Origin of the sequence: Morganella psychrotolerans (assembly GCF_001676055.1) — a bacterium.
Lineage (GTDB): Bacteria > Pseudomonadota > Gammaproteobacteria > Enterobacterales > Enterobacteriaceae > Morganella > Morganella psychrotolerans_B.
Window position 1 is genome coordinate 268,753 of sequence record NZ_LZEX01000023.1, and the last position, 16,649, is coordinate 285,401.

The window sequence follows — 16,649 nt, forward strand, 5'->3', positions numbered from 1 at the left end:
TAGCTAAAAGGATTTTGTCAGCAAAAATGCCGCGGGCGCGAAGTTTCATGACAAATTATTCATCCGCTGTATATTTTGCCTGACAAACCTCGCCCGACGTCTTATCTTTTGCTTTTTTTTAGCGCCGACGCTTTACCCTGACCGGTGAACGGATTGTCATCCGGGCGTGGTACTGCGAAAATAGCCTATGCCTGACATCATTCAGGATGCAGCCCAGACCCTGCAGTTTGAATGAATAAGGGTATATATCTGCTTTTTATCCGAACCTGGAGTAGACAATGACCTCTCGTAAAACTCTTGCTAATGCGATTCGTTTCCTGAGCATGGACGCGGTGCAGAAAGCAAATTCCGGACATCCCGGCGCACCAATGGGCATGGCTGATATCGCAGAAGTTCTGTGGCGCGACTATCTGAAACACAACCCGTCCAATCCGCTCTGGAGTGATCGTGACCGCTTTGTGCTGTCAAACGGTCATGGCTCGATGCTGATTTACAGCCTGTTGCACCTCACCGGCTACCACCTGTCGATGGATGACTTAAAAGCATTCCGTCAGCTGCATTCAAAAACCCCGGGTCACCCTGAATACGGTTACACGCCGGGCGTGGAAACCACCACTGGTCCATTAGGACAGGGTATTGCGAACGCCGTTGGTTTTGCTATCGCAGAACAAACTCTGGGCGCACAATTCAACCGTCCGGGCCATGATATCGTTGACCATCACACCTACGCCTTTATGGGCGACGGTTGTATGATGGAAGGGATCTCTCACGAAGTCTGCTCACTCGCCGGTACCCTGAAACTGGGTAAACTGGTTGCATTCTATGACGACAACGGGATTTCCATCGACGGTAATGTTCAGGGCTGGTTTACTGACGATACCGCTAAACGCTTTGATGCTTACGGCTGGCATGTCATCAGCGGCATTGATGGTCATAATCCTGACCAAATCAAAGCCGCAATTGAAGAAGCAAAATCCGTTACCGACAAACCGTCTCTGCTGATGTGCAAAACCGTTATCGGTTTCGGTTCGCCGAAGAAAGCCGGTACAGCAGATGCGCACGGCTCTCCGTTAGGGGATGCTGAAATCGCGGCAACCCGCGCGGCACTGAACTGGCCGTATGCGCCATTTGAAATCCCGCAGGATATTTATAACGAGTGGGATGCGAAAAAGGCCGGTAAAGCAGTTGAATCTGAGTGGGATGTAAAATTTGCTCAGTATGAAAAAGCCTTCCCTGAACTGGCGCGTGAATACCGCCGCCGTGTTGAAGGCGAACTGCCTGCACAGTGGAAAGCGGATGCAAAAGCCTTTATTCAGAATCTCCAGGATAACCCGGCAAATATTGCCAGCCGTAAAGCGTCACAAAACGCGCTGGAAGCATTCGGTAAAGTCCTGCCTGAATTTATGGGCGGCTCGGCTGACCTGGCGCCAAGTAACCTGACCATGTGGTCCGGCTCTGCGCCAATCAATGAAGATAAAGCCGGTAACTACATTCACTACGGTGTGCGTGAGTTCGGTATGTCTGCGATTATGAACGGGATCGCCCTGCACGGCGGCTTCATTCCTTACGGTGCGACCTTCCTGATGTTCGTTGAATATGCCCGCAACGCGGTGCGTATGGCGGCACTGATGAAAATCCGCAGCATCTTCGTTTATACCCATGACTCTATCGGTCTGGGCGAAGACGGCCCGACACACCAGCCGGTTGAGCAAATCGCCAGCCTGCGTGTGACACCAAATATGAGCACATGGCGTCCGTGTGACCAGGTGGAATCTGCGGTTGCCTGGAAATATGCGATTGAGCGTAAAAACGGTCCGACCTCGCTGATTTTCTCCCGTCAGAACCTGGCTCAGCAGCCACGTACAGCACAGCAACTGGCTGATATCGAAAAGGGTGCTTATATCCTGAAAGATTGCGCCGGTCAGCCGGACATCATTCTGATCGCAACCGGTTCTGAAGTGGAACTGGCGGTGAGCGCGTATGATCAACTGACAGCCGAAGGCCGTAAAGCGCGCGTGGTATCCATGCCGTCAACGGATGCCTTTGACAAACAGGATGCGGCTTACCGTGAATCTGTCCTGCCGTCAGCCGTGAGTGCGCGTGTTGCTGTTGAAGCAGGTATCGCTGATTACTGGTTCAAATACACCGGTCTTCAGGGTGCCGTTGTTGGTATGCATTCATTCGGTGAATCTGCACCTGCCGGTCAGCTGTTCAGTGAATTTGGTTTCACTGTCGAAAACGTTGTTTCTCAGGCAAAAGCCCTGCTGAAATAATCAGCTGATTGTTTTTTTGAAAGCGCATTTCGGTTTTTTTGACCGAATGCGCTTTTTTCGTTTTTGCCCGCCGGACGGTCTTGCGATTTTTTTCCAATTAGCATAATGTGGTGTTAGTAAGCTGAACCGTTTCAGTTTTTTGTGACTATATATTTCTCTGCTGATGAACAAAAAAAGTTTACGGTTTCTATGATAAATGCCCCGTACAAAAACCGGTGAGTCCGTTATTCTTAGTGCGCTGATAATTTGGCTATTTCTGAGGATACTATGACAATAAAAATTGCAATCAACGGGTTTGGGCGAATCGGGCGGAGTGTGCTGCGGGCGTTGTATGAAACCGGGCGTAATACGCAGATTACCGTGGTTGCCATTAATGAGCTGGCGGATACCAAAGGTATCGCTCATTTACTCAAGTACGACACAAGTCACGGACGCTTTTTTAAATCAGTACAGATTCTGGCAGATGATTTACTCACAGTCGGGGATGATAACATCCGTATCCTGCATGAAGCGGATATTCATCAGCTTCCCTGGGCTGAGCTGGGTGTGGATGTGGTGTTAGATTGCAGCGGTGTGTATGGCTCCCGCGAAGACGGTGAAGCACATATCGCCAACGGAGCAAAAAAAGTCCTGTTCTCGCATCCCGGTGGTAATGATTTGGATGCCACCATTGTGTACGGCGTGAATCACGACACACTGACCGCGCAGGACAGAATCGTTTCGAATGCATCCTGCACCACTAACTGTATCATCCCGGTGATTAAATTGCTGGATGAAGGGTTCGGGATTGAGTCAGGCACAGTGACAACCATTCATGCGGCAATGAATGACCAGCCGGTGATTGATGCGTATCACAGTGATTTACGGCGCACCCGGGCGGCAGGGCACTCCATCATTCCGGTGGATACCAAGCTGGCAGCAGGGATCCGGCGGATTTTCCCGAAATTTGAAGATCATTTTGAGGCGATTTCAGTCAGGGTGCCTACAATTAACGTAACGGCGATTGATTTGAGTATCACCGTGAAGAATAATGTGACCGCGCAAGAGGTGAACCGGCTTTTGCAAAACGCAGCGATGACCTCATTTCGTGGTATAGTGGACTACACAGAATTACCGTTAGTCTCTACAGATTTTAACCATGACCCGCACAGTGCAATCGTTGACGGCACACAAACGCGGGTCAGCGGACAGCACCTGATTAAGATGCTGGTCTGGTGTGATAACGAATGGGGTTTTGCAAACCGCATGCTGGATACCACTCTGGCAATGGCTGAGACTGGTTTTCACTGAGGCTGGTGCCCCGGCAGAAAATTGTAGACAATTTAACTGATAAGAGAATCAACAAGAGGATTCACCATGTCCGTAATTAAGATGACCGATCTGGATCTGGCGGGTAAACGTGTTTTTATTCGTGCTGACCTGAACGTTCCTGTCAAAAATGGCAAAGTTACCTCTGATGCACGTATCCGTGCCTCGCTCCCGACAATCGAAGCTGCCCTGAAACAGGGTGCTAAAGTCATGGTGACCTCACATCTGGGTCGTCCGGTTGAAGGGGAATACAACGAAGAGTTCTCACTGAAACCGGTTGTTGATTATCTGGCAGATAAACTGAACTGCCCGGTGCGCCTGGAAAAAGATTATCTGAATGGTCTGGAACTGAATGCCGGTGAACTGGTGGTTCTGGAAAACGTCCGCTTTAATAAAGGCGAGAAAAAAGACGACGAAACCCTGTCTAAACAATATGCATCACTGTGTGATATTTTTGTGATGGATGCATTCGGCACAGCACACCGCGCTCAGGCATCCACCCACGGTGTGGCAAAATTTGCAGACGTTGCCTGCGCAGGCCCGCTGTTATGGGCTGAATTAGATGCTCTGGGCAAAGCACTGAGCAATCCTGCACGTCCGATGGTCGCGATTGTCGGCGGCTCTAAAGTGTCCACAAAACTGACCGTTCTGGACTCTCTGTCCAAAATTGCGGATCAAATCATTGTCGGCGGCGGTATCGCCAATACCTTTATTGCAGCAGAAGGCCACAATGTCGGTCGTTCACTGTATGAAGATGACCTTATCCCTGAAGCCAAAAAATTACTGCTCACCTGCGACATTCCTGTCCCGACAGATGTCCGCGTGGCAACGGAATTCTCCGAAACCGCAGACGCTGTCCTGAAATCCGCTAATGACATCAAAGATGATGAGCAAGTGCTGGATATCGGTGATGAATCTGCGGCACATCTGGCTGAGATCCTGAAAAGTGCGAAAACCATTCTGTGGAATGGCCCGGTCGGTGTGTTTGAGTTCCCTAATTTTCGTAAGGGAACTGAAATCGTTGCCAACGCTATCGCAGACAGTGACGCATTCTCTATCGCAGGCGGCGGTGACACATTAGCGGCCATCGATTTATTCGGTATCGGCGACAAAATTTCGTATATCTCTACCGGCGGCGGCGCATTCCTGGAATTCGTCGAAGGCAAAAAACTGCCTGCCGTTGTAATGCTCGAAGAACGTGCTAAACAGTCATAATCAGATGAAAATAACGGGCAACTCCGGTTGCCCGTGACAACTTCCGACAGACCAATACAGGAAATTTGACATGTCTAAAGTTTTTGATTTTGTAAAACCCGGTGTCGTCACTGGCGATGATGTTCAGAAAATCTTTGCTGTTGCCAAAGAAAACAAATTTGCGCTGCCAGCGGTAAACTGCGTCGGTACAGACTCGATCAACGCCGTATTAGAAGCGGCAGCCAAAGTCCGTTCTCCTGTCATTGTTCAGTTCTCCAACGGTGGTGCTGCATTTATCGCCGGGAAAGGTTTTAAAGGCGAAGGCCAGCAGGCTGCGGTTCTGGGTGCTATTTCCGGTGCGCATCATGTGCATCAGATGGCTGAATATTACGGTGTGCCGGTTATTCTGCATACTGACCACTGCGCGAAAAAATTACTGCCATGGTTAGACGGATTACTGGATGCCGGTGAAAAACACTTCGCTGCAACCGGGAAATCCCTGTTCTCTTCTCACATGATTGACCTGTCAGAAGAGTCCCTGGAAGAAAATATTGAGATTTGCAGCAAGTACCTGGTGCGTATGGCAAAAATTGGTATGACACTGGAAATCGAACTGGGTTGTACCGGCGGTGAAGAAGATGGCGTGGATAACTCCCATCTGGATAACTCTGCGCTGTATACTCAGCCGGAAGATGTGGCATACGCATACGAAAAACTCAATGCAATCAGCCCGCGTTTTACTATCGCAGCGTCATTCGGTAACGTTCACGGTGTTTACAAGCCGGGTAACGTGCAGTTAACGCCAAAAATTCTGCGCAATTCTCAGGACTATGTTTCTGAAAAATATAACCTGCCGCACAACAGCCTGGATTTCGTTTTCCATGGCGGTTCCGGCTCTACAGCAGAAGAGATCAAAGAAGCGGTCGGTTATGGTGTGGTGAAAATGAATATCGATACCGATACTCAGTGGGCGACCTGGGAAGGGATCCTGCACTATTACCAGAAAAACGAAGCTTATTTGCAGGGTCAGTTAGGTAACCCTGAAGGTGCTGATAAACCAAATAAAAAATATTATGATCCGCGTGCCTGGTTACGTGCCGCTCAGCAGACCATGATTGAACGTCTGGAAAAAGCATTTACTGAACTGAACTGCGTTAACGTTCTGTAATATTTTCTGCGTGAATAATTAAGCCGTCCGGTATCGTACCGGACGGTTTTTTTGTACCTTATTTTTTGTTTTCTTCCCCGATCTCGTTTCTTCTGATAACCGATTCAATTAATTCATCGATATGAAGCGTCACCAGCATTTCAACCGCATCACTGCGGGTTTTTCCTGAAAGCAGAGCGAGATGGTTGATTTTTCTGATCATTGTACCGGTCAGTGACAGCGAAATGGCTTTTTTCTTCTCTTTATCCAGAGAGACTTTCCCGCTGTAATGTGTCGGTTTCTGCCCGCTGTTATTTTCCAGACCTTCTTCCATTTTCCGCAATGCTTTGCGGCTCAGTTCTCCGGCATCCGTCATCTGATAAGTATGTGAGGCTTTACGATAGCGGATCTCTGCATTATAGGTATCACGTAACTCTTTGAATGTACGGGTCAGTGTTGCTTCTGAGCAGCGCAGTGTTGTCAGAATGGCATCCGATGAAACAGGTTTTCCTGTACCGAGCAGTGTTGCCAGTGTGAATAAGCGGACTTGTCGTGTGCTTAATTGCATAGTCTGAAGGCACCTGTATAAGAACAAAATCAAAAAAATAACGTTATGCCGGATACGGAAAGTACTGTCCGGCAGGATCCTTGTCATCCGGTCTTTATGACTATTTAATCAGTTTGTAAAGATATTTCAAGATGCCCAAATACAATAGAATAAGATATTTATATCAGAAATACATACCCATGTTCATTAAAACAGCAGTTTCATTGGTGATGCTCAGCCATTTTGTGTTTTAAACGGCATACCGTCTGTTTTGCGTTGTGAAATGCCGTAAACCCGTGCCCGTGCCAGGATCGCAGATGCCCAGCGGCGGTGTGTTGCCGGTTCGCACATGGCACCTTGTGATTTAAATACTGCCTGAGTGGAGTTCAGGATGCGCAGGGCATCTGCGTGTTCATCGGCTGAAACCCGCAGCGCCTGTTCAATTACCGCGACCTGATTCGGGTGAATGGCTGTTTTACCGACCAGCCCGTGGGCGATATCCAGCGCCAGTTCCCGGGTCATAACGTCGTGATCATCAATGTGCTCACACACCGGCGCGGTCATGGCAAAGTCACGTGAAGCAAACACAGCGACCAGCATTTTAATGACATACCCCATAGGCCCGTCATACAGCGTCAGGTGCCGGGAGCGGCGCAGTGAAATGACATTCATCAGGTCGTTACCGCCGATACGCAGCGCGATAATCCGCTCATGGCAGGGATGTGATTGCAGTACCTGCGCCAGCTCGCGCATCTGCACAACATCATAAACTTCTTCTGTTTCCAGGGTCGGCATCATGCACAGCGGGCTGTTTTTTACCACCTGCCACCAGACCGGCAATGTTGCCTGTGTAAATTTCGGCAGGACCAGCCCGTCGATTGCACTGAGGTCACAGTTATCGCGCAGCCACAGCCCCATTTCAGGGTGACGCGGGCGGATAAACACCAGCGGCCAGTTCTGATTGCCGGTGCGCTGCTTTTCTGCAGTCAGTGCCGTTAAAATATCATGCAGATTTCGCAGTGCCTGCGGGATATCTGCTTCGCTGACGGCATCTTCCAGGCAGATTATCAGGGAGCGCAATCCGCTGATTTTATTGTTTATAATCACGTCAGCAATATCTGTGCGTGTCGCAGGCATATAGAGTGACGCCCCTAAATTCCAGGGAGAGAGACGCTGTGTCATGGTGATACCTTTTTGATAATAGTAACGGCGCGGTATTGCCCCAGGGCATCACCCGCCTGCGTAATAGTAATATTTTTCTGACGCGCCAGATAAACCAGTAATTCCACATCCGGTTCATTACAGTCACGTACTAAAACATGTTCCGGTACACGGCGCAGTACCGCCCGGGTCGCTTCGGCAATACCGGGTTTCAGCCGGTTGAGATCGCTCACGTCATAACGCGCAGCCAGTGTGTTGATGACGGTTTTACTTTTTGCCCGCAACACGGATTTTTCGTGCGGATCCGGTAATGTCACCACCGGCGTGCCGGTGAGTTTACGGCGCAATGCAGCAACCGTATCTGTCAGCAGCGGCTGCACTCATATTGTTGTAAATGTTCACAATGTACGCAGCCGTGCGGTCCGTTATCTGACCAGACAGAGCGGGAGATAAGCCCGGAAACCGGCGCGCCCATAATGCCGGACGGGATCAGCCAGTCATCGTCTGCGGCTGAAAGCCAGGCACAGCCTGCGGGATCAGCCAGCACAACCAGGCGGGGATCTGCCGGATAGCCCGGGCGGTTATGCAGTGAGCGGATTAATTCACCGGTAATAGCGCCTTTACCTGTCCAGCCATCGACAAACACAATACCGGCAGTTCCGTGGTTATGCTCAATCCATTCCAGCGCAGCCGTATCAATTCCCCGGTCGCGGATGATGCTTATCCCGTAATGATGTGAGATTTTGCCCGCATCACGCAGCGCCTGATGCAGCATCACACCTAATGGCACACCTGCGCGGACAAGGCTCACCAGGACAATGGGCTGCTCCGCAAAATGGTTGCTCAGGGCTTGCGTGAGAAATGCAACATCCCGCGCCAGGCGGGGGGCGCCTTTCTCCAGCGCGCGGTTAAACAGATCAAGATGCCAGGTGGTCGGCTCCGGCTCCTGACTGAGCATATCGGAGTAATGCTTTTTACCTGACTGAATAAGCTGTTCTTTTAATTCAACCGGCGTCATATCAAGGCTGACGGGTTTGAGCAGAAACCGGACATCGTCCGGTAAATAACTACCTGAGAATTCAGGGAAATTATACATCAGATACCTCACTGAATATCCGGCGGGCAATAGCATCCGCAAACTGACTGCGGCGCGGCAGACCAAACCAGGTGCAGTGCTGCATAAAGCGGTAGTCGCTCAGACTGTCACCGAGTCCGATAACCGGAAATGTTCCGCGCTCTGCCCGCAGTGTGTCTAATAACCAACTGACTGCACGCCCTTTTTCGATGGCATCAGGCAGCCAGGCAATATTGTTGCCGTTGCGGTGGATATAAAATCCGTCCGTTCCGAAACGCTGCTCTGCTTCATCACCAATATCATACAGTTCATCCAGGCGGTTGCTGTCCGTGTGCTTCATCACCAGATAGACAGGTTCACCGCCGTATTCATAATTGATCCGCGCCCATGCATCAATGCCGCGCTCTGCCATTAGTTGTGTGCAGAACTGCTGTAATGAGAGCAAACGTTCGCGGTAAGGTGCCAGCGCGCTGAGTATGAGTGCCTGCCAGTGCGGATCCGGCGAGCCGTCCGGTGTGAGGATCACCGCACCGTGTGTGGTTACAGCATAAGAGCGGAAGGGGATCGTCACGCGGCTGAACTCTTCTGTACCCCGGGCGGTCACGGGGATCAGATCCGCGTGCGCCAGCAGCCAGTCAACCAGCATGGACTGTTCTTCTGTCATAAAGCTGCGCGGCTCCAGGCCGGGGTCAAGTGCGCCTGCCCGGAATGGGGTAACTTTTTGTTCTTCCGTCATTTTTCTCCGGGTCTGAAACAGCGTGTCATCCAGATCGGAGAGGATAACCGGGTCAGTCATCATAAATTACCTCCGTCAGGGGAGCTACGCGGGCAAGTGCGCGAAGCAATTGCGGATCCACACCTGCGGGATCGGTTTCAGTACAGAGCAGAATGCGATCAAATGACTGGTGCGCGACATTGTAGAGGTAATTAGGTATTCCCAGCCCGTAGTTATCTGTAAATGAAATAACGGATTCGATTGCACCACCCGGCGCTATCGGAGAGCGGGTCAGGGCGCTGAATTTAACGTCTGCACCCAGCGCTTCCAGGCGCTCCGCCAGCAAAAACGGCTCCCAGACAAATTCCCCGGAGCCAAGCACCAGCACCCGTTCACCGGGGGCGGCAGTAATATGTTTGCCAAAGTCCGCGCGGGGCTCTGCCATGCCGAGTCTTATCCGGGATTGCGGGCGACGGATAGCCACATTGCCGCCGGCCGTCACATTGACATCCGGCATAGCGGGCAGCGGTGCGGTTTTATCCGCTTCCCAGTGCCAGCTTCCGTTTATCAGTGAGACATTTGTCAGCGGCAGATTATTGCAGGATGTCTGAGGTTTATCACGCCAGTCTGTCAGCGTGACAGTTACTATCTGTTGTAAATCAGGCAGCTGTCCGGTTTCACTCAGCGCGGTCAACAGGTTGATAAAGGTATTTCCGGTTGTCGCTTCATCATCAACCAAAACCAGTGTCCGTGCCTGTTGCAGCCGCTGCTTAAGTTGCGGATCTGCCGGGAAATACAGAAGATGATCAGTCGCATGGCTGTGATTTTCTTTAAATTCACACAGCAGTTCCCCGTCCGCCGGATGGCGGGTGGATGAGAGATACAGGGAGTCAGGATAGTGGCGGCGTATTTCATCAAATACACCTGCGCCCAGCCCGACTGCGGTTTCTGCCATACCAATCACCAACAGCGGCTGTGGCAGATCCTGCGGGAACTGATGGCTCAGTTGCCGGTAAATCCCCCGCATGATCGCCGGCTCAACAGGGATATGACGTCCGAGCACCTTGCTGACAAACAGAAAAGCGCGTTTCGGATTACGCCGCTCTGCAATATCAAACAGGGCATCCAGTGTTTGTGGGGTGGCCTCGCTGGTAATGTCCAGCGTGCCGGTGGAGAGTTGAAACCGGTAAAGACCGGGATGTGATAAACCGGACATATTTACCTCAGTCTGTTTCATTGTTCAGTGAAAGCGGATAACTGATGGCCTCAGTCAGGGCGCGGATCACCGCAGGGCGGAATGCCGTGCGGTTTTGTTCCTGCACATCAGAAGCACTCATCAGCCCGAGACGGCGAAATGCGAATAAGCCGGGCAGATTCAACCCGCTGAGTGCGGTATAACCTATACCGCCTGACGGACGCATATTGATTTCGAGTAACAAAGGCTGCCCGTGACTATCATTGCGGGTCTGAACATTGACCAGTCCGTCAGCATTCATTGCCTGTGCACAGGCACAGCCCAGTTCAAACGCCGCACCATCATGCTCCAGGTATTGCAGTGCCCCCTCTTTGCGGCGGGCGACCGCCGCGAGAACCTGCCCGTTTTCAGCGAGAATATCCACGGAATATTCAGGTCCGGGCAGATACGGCATCAACACCTGCGGCGAAAATTTACCGGCGCTTTCCAGTGCGTAAAGATATTGCTGTGGTGTGGTTATCCGCCGTTCAGGGTTATGAAACATTGCCATCGGAGATGCATTGTCATCAAACTGCCAGAAACCTGCGCCATAAATACCCTGTACGGGTTTAATGCACAGCGGGGCTCCCGGAAAAGGTGTATTTTCCAGTGCGGTGCGCAGTTCTGCTGCACTATTAATGCGCATGGAGGGCACAACCGGCAGTCCGAGCGTATTCATCGCATCAGCAAAACAGGTTTTATCTTCCGCAACGCTGAGATCGGACAGGGACACAGCCCCGGTTGTCAGGCTTGCACCGCTTGCCGTGATAGCGTCGCGGTGAGTTTCAAACCAGGCGGTATGCCGTCCGGTATGGATAGCCTGTATATGATGCTTTTTTACCACGGACAGAATAAAGTCCAGGCGCTCATCATCATTTTTCGGCTCTGTCAGGGCATAATCGGCAAGAGCCAGGATCTCATGACGTGGTTGCCGGTGGGAGGCAAATATCGTGAGGTTAACCTGTGACTTTCGTGAAAATAGCCTGATGTTCTGAATAAGGTCCCGCTGTGAAGAGAGCCCTTCCATAAGCCAGATAGTATGAGCCATTATTGTTTATTCCTGTTTCCCGTTATCCGGTAAATTAGAAATAAGTTTATTTAGAATAAAGCAACTTGTCAATCATATTATGATTGCGTATCAGGTTCTGTGATGGTTGACAAAAGTTGACATTGATCACAGTTAAAAACAGATAGAATCAATATTAAATTATTTTTCAATCTATTGTTTATTAAGTAATTAAATTTCATTTGTGCTTTTTTTGGAAAATAGGGCTTGTCAAAGAACTTCATCATGATATGATTTTTTTCATGAAAGGAATACATCTGTTATCACCAGTTATTTTTCTCCCGTTTAAGGAATGAAAATATGGTTTCATTAAATAAGAATCAAACCGTTTCTCTCAGTAAAGCATCAGCTGCATTAAATCAGCTGCATTTTGGTCTTGGCTGGGATCCGGTACAAAAGAAAAAAAGTTTTCTCGGCTCCTTATTCGGGGGCGGCAGTGACTCGATTGATTTGGATGCCAGCTGTATTTTGCTGGACGGTCACGGCAAAATTCTTGACACCATCTGGTTTCGTAAACTGAAATCTGATTGTAAATCCGTTATACATGAAGGTGATAACCTGACCGGCGAAGGTGATGGTGATGACGAAGTAATCCGCGTGGATTTGACTCGTCTGCCGGCAAAAGTCGAGTATCTGGCATTTACGGTAAACAGTTTCCGCGGACAGTCATTTAATGATGTGGAAAATGCATTCTGCCGTGTGCTGGATCAGAGCGGTAAAGAATTGGTGCGTTATCAGCTGAATGAGCAGGGTTCTCACACCGGTATTGTTATTGCCTCTCTGCGCCGCAGCGGTGGCGAGTGGAATTTCACGGCACACGGTGATGCCTGCCGCGGCCGGACAATCGACGAAATGTCATCTGACATTATCAGTACGGTGGTGCGCTGATGAATATGACACCCGGGGGAAATGCTCCCGTTCCGGTAAAAACATTGCAGGTTAATGTATTGTCCGGTGCGGCGGCAGATGCATCAGCTTTCCGGTTATATGCGGACGGCAAAGTGCAGGGCGATCCGGATATGGTGTTTTACGGGCAGCCACAGAATGATGATAAAACCATCAGTTGGCAGCAAAATGGTAATAACACCATTTTTACGGTAGATCTCAGCCGTTTGCGTCAGGAAGTGCAGAAAATAGCGTTTGTTGTTACCTGTGACGGCGGAAAAACCGTTGCCGGGCTACGCAGTCTGGCGGTTCAGGTTGAATCTGACCGGGAGATTTTACTTAACGGCACGGTGGAAACAGCAGGACGCCCGGAAGCAGCGCTGATCCTGGGTGAACTGTACCGGCGTAACAATGAATGGAAATTCCGTTTTGTTGCGCAGGGTTTTAACGGCGGATTGCAGCCGCTGGCAGAGCACTTCGGTGTGGATGTCGCCGCAGAATCTGCCCCGTCAGCGCCGCCGGCACCTGCACCGGTTGTCAAACCGGCAGAAAGTAAAATCAGCCTGAGCAAGGTTTCACTGACAAAAGAGAAACCGTCAATCAGTCTGACCAAGCGCGACAATTTTGGTGAAATCCGCATTAACCTGAACTGGCACCGCGGTGATAATACCGGGGCTTCCGGCGGGTTCCTGAGCAATGTGTTCGGGGGCGGTAATAAAGGTATTGATTTGGATCTCGGGGCGTTCGCTGAGTTGCAGAATGGTCAGAAACTGGTCATTCAGGCACTGGGTAACGCGTTTGGTGATTATCGTCGCGAGCCTTATATTCAGTTACAGGGTGACGATCGCACCGGTGAGGTTTCAGACGGTGAATGGCTGCATATTAACGGCGGCGAATGGAAACATATCCGCCAGATCCTTATCTACGCGTTTATATATCAGGGCGTGCCGAGCTGGGATAAAACGGATGGTGTTGTCACCGTTCATGTTCCGGGACAACCGCCGATTGAAACCAGGCTGACAGAGGGCGATAACCGCCGTACTATGTGTGCGATTGCGCGTCTGGTAAATGAAAACGGGTCAATAAAGGTTGAACGTCTGAACCGTTTCTTTAAAAATCAGAGTGATATGGATGAAGCTTTCGGCTGGGGATTCCGCTGGAAAGCAGGCTCTAAATAATTCAGAGAGGATGAAGTGATGAGTATACTGAACCGGGTAAAAAATGCGTTTAACACAGGTCGTGAAGAGCTGACAAAACAGGTCGGTCGTTTTAAAAACCGTAAGTTTATGGAAGGTACGGTTGCTGTTTGTGCCCGTATCGCTGTTTCCAGTGATGGTGTCAGCGCAGAAGAAAAACAGAAAATGATCGGTTTTCTGAAATCATCTGAAGAACTGAAAGTATTTGAAACCGCAGAAGTCATTGAATTTTTCAACAAGCTTGTTACCAGCTTCGATTTCGACATGGAAATCGGTAAAGGTGAAACAATGAAATACATACTGGCCTTGAAAAGTCAGCCTGAAGCCGCACAGTTAGCAGTGCGTGTCGGTATTGCAGTTGCGAAGAGTGACGGTGATTTTGACCAGGATGAACAGAAAGCTGTAAGAGAGATAGCGACCGCTCTGGGTTTTGAACCCGCTGAGTTTGGTCTTTAATTTTTACCTAAGGGTTAACTATGGAATCAACACATATCGGTTTTCCGATGGAAACGGTCACTGTTTTCGTTGTCCTCGCTATTGGTGCGATTTTTATTGATTTGTTTATGCATCGCGGTGATAAACCGGTTTCGCTGAAAAATGCCGCTATCTGGTCTGTTTTCTGGGTCGCGGTTGCAATGGGGTTCGCCGGGTTTCTTTATATTCACCACGGCGCGGAAGTGGCAAGCCTGTTCGTCACCGGTTACGCGCTTGAGAAAGTGCTGTCGGTCGACAACCTGTTTGTGATGATGGCGATTTTCTCCTGGTTCTCCGTGCCGGATCGTTTCCGTCACCGTGTACTCTACTGGGGGATCATCGGCGCTATCGTATTCCGCGGGATTTTCGTGGCGATCGGTACCGGTTTACTGAGCCTCGGACCGTATGTGGAAGTTATTTTTGCGGTGATTGTTGCCTGGACTGCAGTAATGATGCTGCGCAGTCGTGAAGAGAAAGATGAGATTGAAGATTATTCTCAGCACATTGCGTACAGGGCCGTGAAAAAGCTGTTTCCTATCTGGCCAAAACTGGCAGGGCACGCGTTCCTTCTGACACAAAAAGAAGTGGATGCAGAGCTGGCGAAACCGGAAAACAAAGACGTTACTATCGGTCGCGGTACGAAAGCGGCACTGTACGCAACCCCGCTGATGCTGTGTGTGGCGGTCGTTGAGTTATCCGATGTGATGTTTGCATTTGACTCTGTACCGGCGATTATCGCCGTCAGCCGTGAACCGCTGATTGTTTACAGTGCCATGATGTTTGCGATTCTGGGTTTACGTACCCTGTATTTTGTTCTGGAAGCACTGAAACAGTATCTGGTTCACCTGGAGAAAGCCGTCATTGCGTTGCTGTTCTTCATCGCGCTGAAACTGGGTCTGAATGCAACAGACAGTCTGTGGGGTCATGGATTACATATTTCAGCAACCAGCAGTTTACTTGTGGTTATCGGGGTTCTGGCTATCGGTATTATCGCCAGCCTGGTTTTCCCGGACAAAACGGAAAACGCGGATAAATAAGTTATCCGCCTCCCGTCACTGATTTAACTAAGGAGTAAGTGAAATGAGCGTTTCTCTTTCCAAAGGCGGCAATGTGTCGCTGAGTAAAACCGCGCCTTCAATGAAAAATGTTCTGATCGGCTTAGGCTGGGATGTCCGTTCCACGGATGGTCAGGATTTTGACCTTGATGCTTCTGCTTTCCTGTTAACAGCAACCGGCAAGGTGCGTGGTGATGCAGATTTTATTTTCTACAACAATCTGCGTTCAACGGACGGCTCTGTATCACACACCGGTGACAACCGCACCGGACAGGGTGATGGTGATGATGAATCACTTATCATCAAACTGGATATGATCCCGGCGGAGATTGATAAAATCGTCTTTGTCGTCACTATCCATGATGCGACGGCGCGCCGTCAGAGTTTTGGTCAGGTATCCGGCGCATTTATCCGCCTGGTCAATGATGATACCAATACCGAAGTTGCCCGTTATGATCTGACTGAAGATGCGTCAACAGAAACGGCTATGCTGTTCGGTGAACTGTATCGTCATAACAGCGAGTGGAAGTTCCGTGCAGTGGGTCAGGGATATGCCGGTGGTCTGGCATCTGTGTGTGCCGAATACGGTATCAACGCATCCTGATAATCGTTTTTTATTTTCTTTCAGCGGGCCGGGAACCGGCCTTTCTGATACCCAACGTCATTCAGGATGCAGCCAACGAACCTGCAGGTTGAATGAATAAGGGTATATAATTGGTAGCAGGAGTTAAAATATGGCAGTTTCTCTTACTAAAGGCGGTAACGTATCGCTGACGAAAGAAGCCCCGACAATGAGCGTGGCAATGGTTGGGTTAGGTTGGGATGCACGCGTAACTGATGGTCAGGATTTCGACCTCGATGCGTCTGTATTCATGGTGGGCGAAGACGGAAAAGTATTATCCGATGGTCATTTCATCTTCTTTAACAACAAAACCAGCCCGTGCGGCGCGGTAGAACACCAGGGCGATAACCGCACCGGTGAAGGCGATGGCGATGATGAGCAGGTTAAAATCAGCCTGAACACCGTCCCTGCTGAAGTGAAAAAACTGGTTTTCTCCGTGACTATTTATGATGCGGAAGGCCGTAAACAGAATTTTGGTATGGTCAGCAACAGCTTTATCCGTATCTGTAATAATGATAACGGTGCTGAGATTGCCCGCTTTGATCTGTCTGAAGATGCATCAACAGAAACAGCAATGGTCTTCGGTGAATTATACCGCCATGGCGCAGAGTGGAAATTTAAAGCCGTTGGTCAGGGCTTTGCCGGTGGCCTGGATGCATTAGCCAAACAGCATGGTGTGAATATCTGATCGTAGTTT

At 50.0% G+C, this 16,649-nt stretch carries 15 protein-coding genes and 1 pseudogene; 10 read left to right on the forward strand and 6 right to left on the reverse strand.

All coding sequences use genetic code 11. The features are described from left to right. The first annotated feature begins 278 nt into the window (after positions 1 to 278). The 4 genes from tkt (at position 279) to fbaA (ending at position 5,943) form a co-directional block, all read left to right on the forward strand. Positions 279 to 2,273: a transketolase gene (gene tkt / locus AYY17_RS13175; RefSeq protein WP_067424319.1), complete on the forward strand. Its 1,995-nt coding sequence runs from the start codon at positions 279 to 281 to the stop codon at positions 2,271 to 2,273. A 267-nt stretch (positions 2,274 to 2,540) separates the two neighbouring features. Beyond that, a complete protein-coding gene (gene epd, locus AYY17_RS13180) occupies positions 2,541 to 3,563 on the forward strand; it encodes an erythrose-4-phosphate dehydrogenase (protein ID WP_067424321.1) in 1,023 nt (340 codons plus the stop codon). A gap of 66 nt (positions 3,564 to 3,629) precedes the next feature. After that, a complete protein-coding gene (pgk, locus tag AYY17_RS13185) occupies positions 3,630 to 4,796 on the forward strand; it encodes a phosphoglycerate kinase (RefSeq protein ID WP_067424323.1) in 1,167 nt (388 codons plus the stop codon). A 70-nt stretch (positions 4,797 to 4,866) separates the two neighbouring features. Next, complete coding sequence (gene fbaA, locus AYY17_RS13190; protein ID WP_067403924.1) at positions 4,867 to 5,943, forward strand: class II fructose-bisphosphate aldolase; 1,077 nt, start codon at positions 4,867 to 4,869, stop codon at positions 5,941 to 5,943. 58 nt (positions 5,944 to 6,001) lie between these two features. Here the strand turns inward: fbaA and AYY17_RS13195 are convergent, their stop codons facing one another. From AYY17_RS13195 to AYY17_RS13220, 6 genes and pseudogenes are all read right to left on the reverse strand, one after another. Beyond that, positions 6,002 to 6,490: a tellurium resistance protein TerW gene (locus AYY17_RS13195; RefSeq protein ID WP_067424325.1), complete on the reverse strand. Its 489-nt coding sequence runs from the start codon at positions 6,488 to 6,490 to the stop codon at positions 6,002 to 6,004. Positions 6,491 to 6,703: 213 nt separating this feature from the next. Beyond that, positions 6,704 to 7,651 (reverse strand): HpcH/HpaI aldolase/citrate lyase family protein, encoded by a 948-nt coding sequence (locus AYY17_RS13200; RefSeq protein WP_067403930.1) that lies wholly within the window; start codon positions 7,649 to 7,651, stop codon positions 6,704 to 6,706. After that, positions 7,648 to 8,726, reverse strand: a pseudogene (locus AYY17_RS13205) (cysteine protease StiP family protein). The gene AYY17_RS13200 and the pseudogene AYY17_RS13205 overlap by 4 nt, the downstream one beginning before the upstream one ends. After that, positions 8,719 to 9,501 carry an HAD family hydrolase gene (locus tag AYY17_RS13210; protein ID WP_067424496.1) on the reverse strand — a complete coding sequence of 261 codons (783 nt, stop codon included), beginning with the start codon at positions 9,499 to 9,501 and terminating at the stop codon, positions 8,719 to 8,721. Before AYY17_RS13210 ends, AYY17_RS13205 begins: the two are co-directional and overlap by 8 nt. Then, positions 9,494 to 10,636, reverse strand: coding sequence for a phosphoribosyltransferase domain-containing protein (locus tag AYY17_RS13215; RefSeq protein WP_067424495.1), 1,143 nt, complete (start codon positions 10,634 to 10,636; stop codon positions 9,494 to 9,496). Before AYY17_RS13215 ends, AYY17_RS13210 begins: the two co-directional genes overlap by 8 nt. Before the next feature lie 7 nt (positions 10,637 to 10,643). After that, positions 10,644 to 11,702: an ATP-grasp domain-containing protein gene (locus AYY17_RS13220; RefSeq protein ID WP_067424327.1), complete on the reverse strand. Its 1,059-nt coding sequence runs from the start codon at positions 11,700 to 11,702 to the stop codon at positions 10,644 to 10,646. 318 nt (positions 11,703 to 12,020) lie between these two features. Here AYY17_RS13220 and AYY17_RS13225 point away from each other — a divergent pair, with 318 nt between their 5' ends. The 6 genes from AYY17_RS13225 to AYY17_RS13250 all read left to right on the forward strand — a co-directional run bounded on the left by AYY17_RS13225 (position 12,021) and on the right by AYY17_RS13250 (position 16,640). Further along, positions 12,021 to 12,608 carry a TerD family protein gene (locus tag AYY17_RS13225; RefSeq protein ID WP_067424329.1) on the forward strand — a complete coding sequence of 196 codons (588 nt, stop codon included), beginning with the start codon at positions 12,021 to 12,023 and terminating at the stop codon, positions 12,606 to 12,608. Continuing rightward, positions 12,608 to 13,783, forward strand: coding sequence for a TerD family protein (locus AYY17_RS13230; protein WP_067424331.1), 1,176 nt, complete (start codon positions 12,608 to 12,610; stop codon positions 13,781 to 13,783). The genes AYY17_RS13225 and AYY17_RS13230 overlap by 1 nt, the downstream gene beginning before the upstream one ends. 18 nt (positions 13,784 to 13,801) lie before the next feature. After that, entirely contained in the window at positions 13,802 to 14,257 is a 456-nt protein-coding gene (locus tag AYY17_RS13235) for a tellurite resistance TerB family protein (RefSeq protein ID WP_067367691.1), read from the forward strand. A gap of 20 nt (positions 14,258 to 14,277) precedes the next feature. Continuing rightward, on the forward strand, positions 14,278 to 15,312 hold the full coding sequence (locus AYY17_RS13240) for a TerC/Alx family metal homeostasis membrane protein (RefSeq protein ID WP_067424333.1): 1,035 nt from the start codon (positions 14,278 to 14,280) through the stop codon (positions 15,310 to 15,312). 43 nt (positions 15,313 to 15,355) lie between these two features. Then, positions 15,356 to 15,934 carry a TerD family protein gene (locus AYY17_RS13245; RefSeq protein ID WP_067367685.1) on the forward strand — a complete coding sequence of 193 codons (579 nt, stop codon included), beginning with the start codon at positions 15,356 to 15,358 and terminating at the stop codon, positions 15,932 to 15,934. A gap of 130 nt (positions 15,935 to 16,064) precedes the next feature. Next, the gene (locus tag AYY17_RS13250) at positions 16,065 to 16,640 is read left to right on the forward strand and encodes a TerD family protein (RefSeq protein WP_067424335.1); all 576 of its coding nucleotides are present in this window, start codon (positions 16,065 to 16,067) and stop codon (positions 16,638 to 16,640) included. The last annotated feature ends 9 nt before the right edge of the window (positions 16,641 to 16,649 follow it).

Coding starts and splice junctions, on each gene's coding strand:
- tkt (WP_067424319.1), top strand. CDS start 279: ATGACCTCTCGTAAAACTCTTGCTAATGCGATTCGTTTCCTGAGCATG.
- epd (WP_067424321.1), top strand. CDS start 2,541: ATGACAATAAAAATTGCAATCAACGGGTTTGGGCGAATCGGGCGGAGT.
- pgk (WP_067424323.1), top strand. CDS start 3,630: ATGTCCGTAATTAAGATGACCGATCTGGATCTGGCGGGTAAACGTGTT.
- fbaA (WP_067403924.1), top strand. CDS start 4,867: ATGTCTAAAGTTTTTGATTTTGTAAAACCCGGTGTCGTCACTGGCGAT.
- AYY17_RS13195 (WP_067424325.1), bottom strand. CDS start 6,490: ATGCAATTAAGCACACGACAAGTCCGCTTATTCACACTGGCAACACTG.
- AYY17_RS13200 (WP_067403930.1), bottom strand. CDS start 7,651: ATGACACAGCGTCTCTCTCCCTGGAATTTAGGGGCGTCACTCTATATG.
- AYY17_RS13210 (WP_067424496.1), bottom strand. CDS start 9,501: ATGACTGACCCGGTTATCCTCTCCGATCTGGATGACACGCTGTTTCAG.
- AYY17_RS13215 (WP_067424495.1), bottom strand. CDS start 10,636: ATGTCCGGTTTATCACATCCCGGTCTTTACCGGTTTCAACTCTCCACC.
- AYY17_RS13220 (WP_067424327.1), bottom strand. CDS start 11,702: ATGGCTCATACTATCTGGCTTATGGAAGGGCTCTCTTCACAGCGGGAC.
- AYY17_RS13225 (WP_067424329.1), top strand. CDS start 12,021: ATGGTTTCATTAAATAAGAATCAAACCGTTTCTCTCAGTAAAGCATCA.
- AYY17_RS13230 (WP_067424331.1), top strand. CDS start 12,608: ATGAATATGACACCCGGGGGAAATGCTCCCGTTCCGGTAAAAACATTG.
- AYY17_RS13235 (WP_067367691.1), top strand. CDS start 13,802: ATGAGTATACTGAACCGGGTAAAAAATGCGTTTAACACAGGTCGTGAA.
- AYY17_RS13240 (WP_067424333.1), top strand. CDS start 14,278: ATGGAATCAACACATATCGGTTTTCCGATGGAAACGGTCACTGTTTTC.
- AYY17_RS13245 (WP_067367685.1), top strand. CDS start 15,356: ATGAGCGTTTCTCTTTCCAAAGGCGGCAATGTGTCGCTGAGTAAAACC.
- AYY17_RS13250 (WP_067424335.1), top strand. CDS start 16,065: ATGGCAGTTTCTCTTACTAAAGGCGGTAACGTATCGCTGACGAAAGAA.